At 57.4% G+C, this 12,471-nt stretch carries 8 protein-coding genes; 3 read left to right on the top strand and 5 right to left on the bottom strand.

The annotated features are described in order from the left end of the window. Positions 1-7: 7 nt before the first annotated feature. The 5 genes from QM579_RS10850 to topA form a co-directional block, all read right to left on the bottom strand. Positions 8-1,615, bottom strand: coding sequence for an efflux transporter outer membrane subunit (locus QM579_RS10850; RefSeq protein WP_414999164.1), 1,608 nt, complete (start codon positions 1,613-1,615; stop codon positions 8-10). Further along, on the bottom strand, positions 1,612-4,815 hold the full coding sequence (locus QM579_RS10845; RefSeq protein WP_414999163.1) for an efflux RND transporter permease subunit: 3,204 nt from the start codon (positions 4,813-4,815) through the stop codon (positions 1,612-1,614). Before QM579_RS10845 ends, QM579_RS10850 begins: the two co-directional genes overlap by 4 nt. A gap of 7 nt (positions 4,816-4,822) precedes the next feature. Then, entirely contained in the window at positions 4,823-5,938 is a 1,116-nt protein-coding gene (locus QM579_RS10840) for an efflux RND transporter periplasmic adaptor subunit (protein WP_414999162.1), read from the bottom strand. Positions 5,939-6,990: 1,052 nt separating this feature from the next. Continuing rightward, positions 6,991-8,142 carry an XdhC family protein gene (locus QM579_RS10835; protein ID WP_414999161.1) on the bottom strand — a complete coding sequence of 384 codons (1,152 nt, stop codon included), beginning with the start codon at positions 8,140-8,142 and terminating at the stop codon, positions 6,991-6,993. Continuing rightward, positions 8,129-10,375, bottom strand: a complete 2,247-nt coding sequence (gene topA / locus QM579_RS10830; RefSeq protein ID WP_414999160.1) for a type I DNA topoisomerase — start codon at positions 10,373-10,375, stop codon at positions 8,129-8,131. Before topA ends, QM579_RS10835 begins: the two co-directional genes overlap by 14 nt. A gap of 154 nt (positions 10,376-10,529) precedes the next feature. Between topA and QM579_RS10825 the strand changes: the two genes are divergently transcribed. From QM579_RS10825 to traT, 3 genes are all read left to right on the top strand, one after another. Then, a complete protein-coding gene (locus QM579_RS10825) occupies positions 10,530-10,664 on the top strand; it encodes a hypothetical protein (protein ID WP_414999159.1) in 135 nt (44 codons plus the stop codon). A 77-nt stretch (positions 10,665-10,741) separates the two neighbouring features. Then, positions 10,742-11,398 (top strand): hypothetical protein, encoded by a 657-nt coding sequence (locus QM579_RS10820; protein WP_414999158.1) that lies wholly within the window; start codon positions 10,742-10,744, stop codon positions 11,396-11,398. A 283-nt stretch (positions 11,399-11,681) separates the two neighbouring features. Further along, a complete protein-coding gene (gene traT, locus QM579_RS10815; protein WP_414999157.1) occupies positions 11,682-12,338 on the top strand; it encodes a complement resistance protein TraT in 657 nt (218 codons plus the stop codon). The last annotated feature ends 133 nt before the right edge of the window (positions 12,339-12,471 follow it).

Genomic DNA, 12,471 nt, shown 5'->3' with positions numbered 1-12,471 from the left:
TGAGCTTTTACAGGCTCACGCCACCCTTGGCCTGCTCCTGCCCTGAGGGCTGCTTGCTAACGGGCTGTACCGCAGGCTTGCCGGAAACAGGAGCTTTACCCAAAGATCCGGTGCTGGTTTCCTGTTCAAGCAATTTCTCTGTGCTGACCACGGGGAAGCTTGGGCTTGCGCCTGGATCGCTCCAACCGCCGCCAAGGGCCATGCACACGCTGACAACGCTGTTCAGGCGGTCACGCAGAGCCGAGGCCAGCTGCAATTCTGCGGCAAAGAGCTGCCGCTCGGCATCCAGCACGGTCAGGTAGTCTGTGTAGCCGTTATCATACTGCAACCGGGCAATCGTTGTGGCACGGCGCAGGCTTTCCACCTGAATCTGCATGCTGCGCACAATGGCGTCAGCCTCGCGCTGAGCCGTCAAGGAAGTGCGCATATCCTGAAACGCCGTCTGCACGGTCTTGCGGTATACTGCGATGGAAGCGTTTTTACGCGCCTCGGCATCCTTGACGTTGTACCATGTGCGGCCAAAGTCCAGCAGAGGCATTGAACCGCTGACGCCGTAGCTCCAGGCTCCGGCGGGACCAGTAAAGAGACTGCCCACAGCGGAACTGACCGTACCCAGCATGCCCGTCAGGGATATGGAGGGGAAGAACTGGGCGCGGGCCACGCCGATATTGGCATTGTAGGCCATCAGCGTGAATTCGGAAGCGCGTACGTCAGGCCTGCGTTGCAGCAGGTCCGAAGGCAGGCCTTCGGGAACCACAGGAGGCGAAGGCAGCATGCCAATAGCATGGCCACGCGGCATGCCGCGTTCCATAATATCGCGGGGCGAGCGGCCAAGCAGAACAGCCAGACCAGCCTCAGCCTTGTCTACGGACACAGTACTGGTATGCACCTGGGCGCGGGCAATTTCCACCTCGGCACGGGCACGCTGCCAGTCAAGCTCGGTAATGTCGCCCTGCTTGTAGCGGCTCGTGTAGATGCTGAAGGCATCTTCACGGGTCTTGAGGGTGCGACGGGCCGTATCCAGCTGCATATCCAGAGCCAGCAGAGCAAAATAGCCCTGTGCCGTCTGCCCCGCCACCGAAAGGCGCAGGCCTTCGTGGCCGATGACCGTGCTCATGAGGATGTCGCTGAGCATGGTGTAGTTATTGCGGTATTTACCCCAGAGGTCCAGCTCCCAGGAAGCGTTCAACGCTGCCTGATTGGTGGTGGTGGTGCGATCAAGGCCAGCCTTGTTGAACGGCATGGTATTGGGCGTCTTTTCAGACGCGCCAGCGGCCATTGATGAGGCCGAACCGCTGACCGAAGGCAGCAGGTCCGCCGTGGCAACGCCCACCTGTGATGCAGCTGAATCAATCTTGGCCAGAGATTCGGCCAGATCCTGATTGTTCTTCAGAGCCTCATCCACCATAGCGGTCAATACCGGATCATTGAAACGGGTCCACCAGTCAGTGTTCAGCGGGGCTGCTCCCACCTCCACCTTGCGCCACTGGTTCGGCATGTCCATTTCGGGACGCTCATAGCGGGGCGCAAATGAGCAGGCCGAAAGCGCGCACACAGACAGGGCAAGAATGGCCCCTGCCATGTTCATGCGTCCGGCAGTACTGATGGAACTCATAGATCCTCCTGTTCGTTGCCGGTACCGTCTTTGCCGGCGTTGGGATCCGTCTTGCCCTGGAGTTTCAAGGACAATTGCATGATTATTTTAAAGAAGTAAGGCACAAAGAGCGTTGCGATGCACGTGGCCGCCAGCATGCCGCCGATAACCGCCGTACCCAACGCATGGCGGCTGTTAGCGCCAGCGCCAGTACTGATGGCCAAGGGTACGCAGCCTAGAATAAAGGCCAGGGAGGTCATGATGATGGGCCTGAAACGCAAGCGGGAGGCAAAACTCGCCGCCGCGTCAAGACTGCGCCCGCCACGCCAGGCTTCAACCGCGAATTCCACGATAAGGATGGCGTTTTTGGCCGCAAGGCCCACCAGAGTCACCAGGGCGACCTGGAAGTACACGTCATTGGAAAGCCCACGGGCCCAGGTGGCCAGCAGGGCGCCAAATACACCGAAGGGAACGGCCGTGAGCACCGAAAGGGGCAAGGACCACGATTCGTACTGGGCCGCCAGAATCAGGAAGACCATGACCAGGGCCAGAACAAAAATGGTGGTTGTATCCGTGCTTGCCAGTTTTTCCTGAAGGGCCGAACCCACCCAGCCCAGGCTGTAGTCGGTGGGCAGTGAGGCCTTGGCCGCGGCTTCCATCTGGTTGAGGGCCTGTCCCGAAGAGAAGCCGGGAGCAGGCGCACCCATAATATGGGCAGCCGGGAAGACGTTATAGCGCTCCACCACCTGCGGGGCAGTGCGGCGCTCAAGGGTCATAATCGCAGTCAGGGGAATCATTTCGCCCTTGTTATTGGGCACATACACGTCACCCAGATCTTCGGGCAACAAGCGGTACTGAGCCTCGGACTGCAGACGTACCTGGAAGGTACGGCCCATGTAGTTGAAGTCGTTTACGTATGCGCCGCCAAAGGTGCCGCCCATAGCCGTGAACACGTCGCTGATGCTGACGCCCATATCCTTGCAGCGTTCGCGGTCCAAGTTGGCGTAAAGCTGAGGCGATCCCGTGGAGAACAGGTTGCGCAGCATGCCGATGGCCGGATATTTGCGCTTGCCATCAGCATCCACAGCCATAGCTTCCTGCACCAGCTTGTTGGCCTGACCTTCCAGATCCTGAAGGTTACCGGTGCCGCGCATCTGGATATATCCTTCAAAGCCGCCCGTGGTGCTCATGCCGCTGATGGGCGGCGGGGCAAATCCCATAATGACTGCTTCTGGCTGCATGACTGTAACCGCGCCAACGGTTTGCAATACGGCATCAGAAGACATGTCGGGTTTTTTGCGCTCGCCCCAGGGTTTAAGCAGGGCAAAGAAGGTGCCATAGTTACTCTTGACGGAAAGGGACGTGATGTCCAGCCCCGACAGGGTACCCATGCTCTGCACGGCCGGGTTTTTAAGCATGAAGTCGGTGAGAACCTTGTTGACGGCCGTGGTGCGGTGCTGCGAAGCGCCTTCGTCCAGAATGGCCATACCCAGAATGTAGCCTTGGTCTTCGTTGGGCACGAGCCCACCGGGAACCACTCTGAACAGCCACACGCAGATGAGGATCATGAGGGCGAACAGCGGCAGGGCGCGCATGCTGGACGCCTTGAGGAAGTCGACTATGCTCACATAGCCGTCAGTCACTTTGTCAAAAAACGAGTTGAACCATACAAAGCCTTTCAGGGGCTTGTAGTCATGACTGTGCGGTTTGAGCAGAAGTGCGCAGAGTGCGGGCGTAAGCGTAAGCGCCACCACGCCCGACAGCACCACCGACACCGAAATGGTGATGGCGAACTGTTTGTACATCTGCCCTGCCAGACCACCCATAAAGGACACCGGAATAAACACGGCGCAGAGCACGAGCACAATGGCCACAATGGGGGCCGTGACTTCGTTCATGGCCTTGGCTGTGGCTTCCTTGGGCGGCAGGTGCTCCGAGGTCATGATGCGTTCCACGTTTTCCAGCACAACGATGGCGTCGTCCACCACGATGCCGATGGAAAGCACCATGGCGAAAAGCGTCAGAGTGTTGATGGTATAGCCGAAAGCATACAGACCGGCGAAAGTACCGATGATGGACACAGGAACGGCTATGCAGGGAATAATGGTGGCCCGCCAGCTTTGCAGGAAGACGTAAACCACGATGAACACCAGAATCATTGCCTCCACCAGGGTGGAGATAACTTCGTGAATGGATTCAAGCACGAAGTCGTTGGTGTTCACGAGAATGGTATAATCAAGGCCGTCAGGCATGGTGGTGCCGATTTCGGCCAGCTTGTCCAGCACGCGGTCGCCGGTGGCGATGGCGTTGGCGCCGGGCAACAGATACACCGCGCCCATACGTGCCACCATGCCGTTATACCGGGAGGTAACGCTGTAGTCCTTGCCGCCAAGTTCAATGCGGGCCACGTCCTTGAGGCGCAGCATGGCGCTGTCAGGCCCTTGCCGCACGATGATTTCGCCAAATTCCTCTGGCGTCACCAGGCGGCCCTGAGCATCAATCTGCCAGGTAAGCTGGGTCGAGTCAGGGGAAGGCATTTCGCCAAGACGCCCAGGAGCGTACTGAGAGTTCTGCTCCTGAATGGCTGCGGCAACTTCATTGACAGACACGCCATACTTGGCAAGCTTGTCGGGCTGCAACCAGATGCGCATGGCATAGTCCATGCTGCCGAAAATGGTTACGTCGCCAACGCCTTCAACACGTTTGAGGGCGTCCACAACGTTGATCTGGGCCCAGTTATTGATATAGACCTGATCGAAACGGCCATCGGGCGAGAAATACGAAAACACCAGCAGCATGGCCGGTGAACGCTTGAGCACGCTGACGCCCTGACGCCGTACCGCTTCGGGCAGAACCGTCTGGGCCAGGTTGACCTTGTTGTTGACGTTGACAAGCGCCATGTCGGGGTTGGAGCCCAACGCGAAGTACACGTTGATGCTGCCCGAGCCCGAACCGGAGGCCGCCGTGGAAGTCATATACAGCATGTTTTCCACGCCGTTGATGTTCACTTCCAGAGGAGCCAGCACGGTAGAGGCAATGGTTTCTGCCGAAGCGCCGGGATAGACCACACTGACGTTAACGGTAGGCGGCACAAGATCAGGATACTGCGCAATAGGCAGAGCCCGCATGGCCAGCGCACCCACCAGGGTGATGACAATAGACAAGACCGCAGAAAGAATGGGTCTTCGCAAAAAGAAATTCGGCTTTGTGGAAACAGCCATATTTAACCTACTTCTTGGCCGCGCCTTCCTGAGGCTGCTGGCCCCCTGAAGGCATTATGCTCACTTGAGAACCGGGGCGGGCCTTGATCATGCCTTCGCTGATGATACGTTCGCCGCCTTTAAGCCCTTCAAGCACAAGATACTTGTCGCCAACGGACACGCCGACAACAACAGGAATGGGATACACCTTGTCGTCCTTGTCCACGCCCATGACCAGCGAACCCTTCTGGGTAAGCAGCACGCACTTTTGGGGGACGAGCACGGCATCCTTGAGGATGTCGCCTTCCATATACAGGCGCACATACTGGCCGGGCATGATGCTGCGGTCAGCATTATTAAACACGGCACGAGCCTTGATGACGCCGGTAGTCGGCTGGACCTTGCTGTCAACAAATGTCACTTCGCCCGTTCCCTTGTACATGCTGCCGTCAAGCAGGCGCAGCTCGGCCTTGTACCGGCCGTCGGCAGGCATCACAAGGCGGCCTTCAGTGGCCAGATTTTGACGGGTCATGAGATCGGGGGCCGCGATGGAAAAATCAATGTACATCGGGTCAGTCTGGTTCACGTAAGTGAGCAGGGAATTATTGCTCACCAGGTTGCCGGGCGTGTAGTTTTCCTTGCTGCTATAGCCGGAAACAGGAGCCGTAACCTGGCAGTAGTCCAGATTGATTTTGGCTTCGCGCAAGGCGGCCTTGGCGCTTTCATATGAGGCCAGGGCGTTATCGCGTTCTTTCTGGGACACAGCGTTCTTTTCATACAGGGGACGAACCCGCCGCCATTCGCGCTCGGCGTTGGTGAACTGGGCTTGCGCCTGCTGCATCAAAGCTTCGTAACGGTCACGTTCCAGCTGAAAGAGCAGCTGGCCCTGCTTTACATAGTCGCCTTCTTCATACAGGCGCTTTTCAATAATGGCTTCAACACGTGAGCGCACTTCAACAGCGCGCGAACCAGAGGCTTGAGCCTGATATTCAGCCGGCCAGGGTTGATCTTTGGCTACAACGTCAAAGACAGCAACAGGCAAACGCATGCCCCCCTGTTTGGCGTTCTTGTCGCCGCTGCAGGCAATCAATGCAAGGCAAAAGCCAAGTATGAAGGGGAGATAGAAAAGAGGTCTGGTGGTCATGAACTACTCCATAAGGAAGCGCGTTATCACACGCAAAAAAACCGCCCAGTCTATAAAATCGGGCAGAAACTCAGTTTAAAAAACATAGTTCACCGCAAAAAGCAATCAACCGGAGGCGGGAAACAGCGGAACCATATTCTGAGAATATCATTTTATTTCAGCAGGTTACGGCAACGTATTGATTTTATGTAACATACTGTATTTATTAACAAAAATATTTGCACGCCTTGTCTGTCCGTTGTGCCATGCTGTTGCCAGCCTCCCCGTTCTGACGTCTCGATTTGACACGAGACATTTTTCATAATGATAACTTTTATAGTGCAGACTTTGAAATGTAGACGCCCGACCCTACTCTGTACCAGAGGCTTCTGCGGTGCTTTTATCGCGTTATGCCTTCAATCGCACAAGTATGTTTGCAGATCACATCAAACCCGAAAAAATGGACCGGGCTTCTTCCAACGTTTCAGAACGCCGATCGTCTTCCAGGAACCAATGCACTTCGTGGGGGGGAGGCCATCAGGCCCAGCCTGTGGAGCAGCATTTCAGGCAATACTGGTATTTGCTGCGCAGCCGGATTGGTATTCACGACCACCCTGCGGCGTGGCAGGGATCGGCGCACTTCCGGGCTTGTGGGCACGGGCTCTTGTAGATGGGAACCTTGGCCGCCATCTTTGATGCTCAGACATTGCTGCGTTTACGCCAGCAATGTGCCATACATGTTACGCTTGCCCATTGCGTTGATAGATCAGTTTGCCAGCGGAGCGAGTTCGACAGTTCAGCCAATGCCCTCGCACCGGACTTCAACTTGTTAAGAATCTCTTGGGTCACACAAAAAGTCAAGCATGAGCCATATAAACGGAAAAAAGCGCTTTCGAACGGAGGCAGCCCACGCCTGTACAGGGGTATGATCACATCCCCCAAGCTGGCTGGCTTGTGAATGTCTTGATGGAATATTTACAGTAGTAAACGCGAGTCAGCTAAAATACACAGCGTGAAAAAGTTCAAAATCTTCCGGCCTGTATCTATGGATACAGGCCAGGCTCAAGCCGCTGTTACTCTTCAAACCGCAACCGCTTCAACGTACCCGCCTGCACGGCCAGCAACTCGGCCACAATGGACACGGCGATCTGCTGCGGTGTTTCTGCATCAATGGTCAGCCCAATGGGGCAACAAACGGCGGCAAGTTCCGAAGCAGGCACGCCCTGGGCGCGTAGAATTTCATAAATCTGATCACGCTTGGTTTTGCTGCCTATCATGCCGATATACTGGGCATGGCTGACCAGAGCCTGCGCCAGGGTTTCACGGTCAAAACCGTGCCCGCGCGTGATAATGGCCACATAGTGGTTCCGCCCGACGCCGCAGGTTTCCACCAGATTTTCATAGGCAGGCAGCACATGGCAGTGCCGCGCCATAGGAAAGCGTTCCGGATTGGAAAATTCCGGTCTGTCGTCAACCACGTCTATGATAAATCCACAGGCGTGGGCCAAGCGCGCCACCTCAAGGGACACATGCCCCCCGCCACACAAAAGCAGCACTGGCGGCGCTGCCAGCGGTTCAACGTAGATACGGCATCCGCTTTCTTCCACCAGACCGGGCTTGCCTTTGCGCTGCGCCAGCAGGGTGCGCACCGGGGCTATGTCAAGGCTCACGTCAGGCGGCAAGGGCGCGTCTGGCGGCATATCCGCACGTTCCGGCAACCCGTCGAGATAAAGGCGCCGCAAGGGTGGTTCGCGATTCACATCGACAACCCACATGCCGCCCACTCCAGCTCGCAGCGCCTGGGCAGACAGTGCAAACAGGGGTGCGTGGTCAGGCCGAAGCACCTCACACAGCACCTCCATATCCCCGCCGCAGATCATGTCGCTGCCCGGGGTGAAACCGCTCATGTCGCAAACAACCTGGCTGGACTGGCCCATAAACAAACTCTGGGCCGCCGCTTCCATAGCGCGGGCTTCCAGAAGGCCGCCGCCCACAGTACCCTCGGGGCCATTCTGCGTATACAGGGCACGGGTACCCGCATCACGGGGGGCGGAGCCTGTGCGGCTGACAACCGTCACAAGCACCAAGCTTTCACCCTTGCCAAGCAGGCTGGCCACACGGGCTTCTAGAGTTTCCGCCCAGGGCGCGGCAATACTGCCTGAAGAAACGGGAACGGCCATAGCCTCGGAAGAACCCGTCTCGCCGGGCAGATCAGCTTTGCTCATCACCATCCTCCTTCACATAGCCGCATCCCTTGACGGGACAGATAATTTTCGTGCCCGCCCGGCTCTTTTTTTCCACCAGATATGGTGAATTGCAGCGCGGGCAGGGGCCAGGCACAGGCTTGTCCCACAAGGCGAAATCGCATTGAGGGTACTGGTCGCAGGAATAGAACAGCTTGCCGCGCTTGGTGCTTTTTTCTACCAGTTGCCCCTTTTCACAGCGCGGGCAGGGCACGCCTGTGGACAACGGGGCCGCGTGCTTGCATTCCGGGTATCCCGTGCAGGCAATGAAACTGCTGCCGGTGCGGGATTTCTTTATAACCAGATCCCGGCCACATTGGGGGCACTGCCCCACTTTTTCGTACTGCGGTTTTTCCGCAGCCACAGCCTCTACCCGGCCCTCTTCGTTGCGGGCAAAGTTGCTGGTGTAGCTGCACCCGGGGTAGGCGGAACAGGCCAGAAAGGCTCCGGCTTTGCCAAACTTTATCATGAGCGGCTTGCCACATTCCGGGCAGGGCAGATCGGCGGGAATGCCGCCCTTGACGCTCTGCATGTTTTTGGCAGCCGCGGCCAGCGTGGGGTTGAAGTCGTCGGAGAAGGCGCGCAAAAGCTCCACCCAGTGCTCCTTGCCTTCCGCCACCTTGTCGAGCCCCTCTTCCATCTGGGCGGTAAAGCCCACATCCATAAGCCGGACAAAATGCTCGGTCAGCTGCTGGCAGACCACGCGCCCCAGATCCGTGGGCACAAAATGCCTTTCGGCCAGGCTCACATATTCCCTGTCCTGAAGCGTTGAAATAATGGCAGCATAGGTAGAAGGACGCCCAATGCCCCTCTCTTCCAGCTCGCGCACAAGGCTGGCTTCGCTGTAGCGTGGCGGGGGCTGGGTGAACTTCTGTTCCTTGTCCAGCTTGTCCAGCTTGAGTGTCTGCCCGGCTTCAAGGGGCGGCAGTTCGGCATCGCCGTCTTCTCCCGCACGGGGCAGGGCTGCCAGAAAACCGGGAAAAAGCATCCGCTCGCCCTTGGCGCGCCACTGGCTGTGGGCACAGGCAATGGTAACGGTAGTGTCGTGAAAACGCGCCCCGGCCATCTGCGAAGCCACAAAGCGCGACCAGATAAGCCGGTAGAGATTGTACTGGTCCGGCGGCAGAAGGCTTTTCACCTCATCGGGCGTGATGGTCACATCTACAGGCCGGACGGCTTCGTGGGCGTCCTGTGCGCTGCCCTTGGTCTTGTACACGCGGGCGCGCTTGGGCAGATAGTCCTTACCGAAATGCCCGGCAATAAAATCCTTGGCAGCGTCACGCGCTTCATCGGCAATGCGCGTCGAGTCCGTACGCATATAGGTGATGAGAGCCGTCAGGCCGCGATCGCCAAGCTCCACACCTTCATAGAGGCGCTGGGCGATATTCATCGTGCGCTTGGCTGTGTAGGAAAGCCTCTGGTTGGCCGCCTGCTGCAAGGTAGAGGTAATGAACGGCGGTTGCGGCGCGCGCTCGCGCTCTTTCTGTTCAACGCTCTCCACCACAAAGGGCTGGCCCTTGAGAGCATCCTCCAGCGCCTGAGCCTCTTCGGCATTGGCTATGACCGCCTTTTTGCCGTTGACCTTGGTCAGATCAGCCTTAAATGGAGGCGGCACATCACCTGAAAGCAGAACCTTGAACAGCCAGTATTCCTCTGGCTTGAAAACTTCGCGCTCTTCCTCACGCTCAACAATGAGACGCAGGGCCACAGACTGCACGCGCCCGGCGGATATGCCCCGCTTGATGGTCTTCCACAGAAGCGGAGAAATTTTATAGCCCACCAGCCTGTCCAGAATACGCCTGGCCTGCTGGGCATCAAAAAGGTCGCCATTGAGTTCGCGCGGATGCGCTAACGCTTCTTTGACAGCTTTGGCGGTAATTTCGTTGAACTGGATGCGCTTTATGTCCTTGGCCTTGTCGCGGATGAGCTCCGCCACATGCCAGGCAATGGCCTCACCCTCGCGGTCGGGGTCGGGCGCAAGATATACGGTGTCAGCTTTGGCCGCGGCGGCGCGCAGTTCACTGACCACGTTTTTTTTGTTTTCAATAACTTCATAGTGGGGCGAAAAGTTGTCTTCTTCGTTGACCCCAAGAGTCTTGGCGGGCAAATCGCGTACATGACCCACGCTGGCCTGCACCATATAAGACGGCCCAAGAAATTTTTTGATGGTCTTAACTTTGGCCGGAGATTCCACTATTATCAATTGTTTGCCCATGCTGCCTCTCAACTGCTTTCCGGCTGCGCCAGCATTTTTGGCGCGCCTTTTATGTAACGGCAAGATACGATAAAACCCGCAGGCGTCAAGTGTGCATCGCCGAAGCGGCCCTGGCTGGCCAGAGATCGCGGGGCAGCCAGACAGGCTGCGATGCATGGCCCGCGCCAGGGCCGGACAGAAATTTTTTATTATTATTGTGCAACGCCATATGCCTTTCACACAACGCCTTCCACACATGAAGGAACGGCCCGAACTGGACAGGCCCATACACCTTGCGGTAATAGTATAGAAGATTCCAGTCAAAATGAGGGCTATATGCATATATGTCCAATACCATACCGGCTTGCTGCGGCGTTGTGCCTTGCAATGCTGTGCCTGTTTGCGGCGGGCTGCTCTTCTCATCAGAACAGCGCCAGCCCGGACGGATCAAACTTTCCGCCCGGCACTCCGGCAGATTCGCGCGCCAACCAGGCCGACGCCACCCCGCTGCCAGCCATCAAGGCCAAGCCGGGGCAAAGTGTTTTTGTTGACGTAAGCGGAGGCAGCGCCACTTTTAACGCTGACCTTCAATCTATGCTCACGGCCTATCTTCAGAGCGAACGGGAGCTTGTGCCCGCCGAATCTGCCAAGGAGGCCGACCTGACGCTGCATGTGGCTGTAGAAGACGTTATGCCGCTGGGCTCACGCAGCACGCCGGCCAACGCGGGCAGAACGTTGGGGCATACAGCTACGGGGGCAATGCTTGGCGCACTTGTGGGCGGCAGCGCCGGGGGCGGACGCGGCGCGGCCTGGGGTGTAGGCGGAGGTCTGCTGCTGGGCCTTGGCGTAAGCATGCTTGACGGTGGCACAAGCAATATCTGGGGCATGCGCGCACGGGTAGGCACCAGCAAGCAGGGCAAGCAGCCCAGTGAAATGCACACGGTAAATGTCAGCGCCGAAGGCGAAAATATGAGCCGCGACGACATCCTTCCCGCCCTGGAAGACAAACTGAGCAGCGAAATTGTCAAGGCCGTAAAGCCCTGACCCCACTCCGCCAAAATTAAGAAGCGGCCAGGCACAGCCAAAAAAGTTGCCGCCTCAATAACAAATTTATTCCCCCTCAAATCCTGCTCTGCCAAATTTTGCTCTCAACTTCGGCTTCGTCAAACTGCCAGACGATCCAACATCCTGGCCTGACTGAATTCTGATCGAAGCACTTTGAATTTGGCCCGGATAATGCAGGTTCACAAGCATACACGCAAAAGACATCTGTCTTGCGTGTCCATTACACGCCGTCAGAATTTGGATGGCAATGATCGAGGTTTTTATGACACTGAAAGGACTACATTTTATCATACTGCTGCTTTGCCTGAGCCTGTTGCCCCTGGCGGCATGCGTGCGTCAGCCTGCTGACCCCGGCAAGCTTGAAGTGTTGCGCTCGGGCAAACTTCAGGAGGCTCAGGACGACGATTCTGTTCCTGATTCCGTGTATGTGAGCGTGCGCGACAACACCAGCCGTGTTTTCGGCCTGCGTGCGCAAACAGAAGCATGGTTGCAGCGCAGCGGTTTCACTATTGTGGCCAACCCCAGCGAGGCTGGCTATATTGTACAGCTGACGGTGCTGTCTGCCGGAACTACCGACCCGGCCCATCTGCGCAACGCGGTCAGCAAGGGGTATGACACAGCATCTGACCTCACGGGAAGCGGCGGAACTGCCGTGCTGGCCGACGTGCTGCTGGTACAGCGCCGCGTGCCCAGCGCCGCAAGACCCAGCCGGGCTGTTCTTAAGAATATTACCAGCCGGAACGCCCTATCCAACAGCCAGATGCGCATAGCAGTGCTGGCACAGGGACAAATTCGCATGGAAACAGGAGCGCCCACCCAGTTCACTGAAACCCTGGCCCGCGAAATCGGCACCGCCATCCACGCCGCCAACAAAAACGCACAGGCTGGCGCAACGGCCCCCGCAACAAGCGCGCCCTAACAGGCAACGTCACAAGCATTTTTTTTGTCGGCTCAGACGAGCATCGCAGCCCCGGCTTCAACAAAAGCCGGGGCTGTTTATTTGCTTTGCAGTGCAGAACGCCTTCACGCCAGCCTATTCAAACACGATAAAT

The organism is Desulfovibrio sp., from assembly GCF_047607245.1.
Taxonomy (GTDB): Bacteria; Desulfobacterota; Desulfovibrionia; order Desulfovibrionales; family Desulfovibrionaceae; genus Desulfovibrio.
This window is presented reverse-complemented; position numbering and strand designations above follow the sequence as displayed.

Excerpts from the sequence above, each read along its gene's own strand:
- topA (WP_414999160.1), bottom strand. The coding sequence starts at position 10,375 with ATGGGCAAACAATTGATAATAGTGGAATCTCCGGCCAAAGTTAAGACC.
- QM579_RS10820 (WP_414999158.1), top strand. The coding sequence starts at position 10,742 with ATGCTGTGCCTGTTTGCGGCGGGCTGCTCTTCTCATCAGAACAGCGCC.
- QM579_RS10825 (WP_414999159.1), top strand. The coding sequence starts at position 10,530 with ATGGCCCGCGCCAGGGCCGGACAGAAATTTTTTATTATTATTGTGCAA.
- QM579_RS10845 (WP_414999163.1), bottom strand. The coding sequence starts at position 4,815 with ATGGCTGTTTCCACAAAGCCGAATTTCTTTTTGCGAAGACCCATTCTT.
- traT (WP_414999157.1), top strand. The coding sequence starts at position 11,682 with ATGACACTGAAAGGACTACATTTTATCATACTGCTGCTTTGCCTGAGC.
- QM579_RS10850 (WP_414999164.1), bottom strand. The coding sequence starts at position 1,615 with ATGAGTTCCATCAGTACTGCCGGACGCATGAACATGGCAGGGGCCATT.
- QM579_RS10835 (WP_414999161.1), bottom strand. The coding sequence starts at position 8,142 with ATGAGCAAAGCTGATCTGCCCGGCGAGACGGGTTCTTCCGAGGCTATG.
- QM579_RS10840 (WP_414999162.1), bottom strand. The coding sequence starts at position 5,938 with ATGACCACCAGACCTCTTTTCTATCTCCCCTTCATACTTGGCTTTTGC.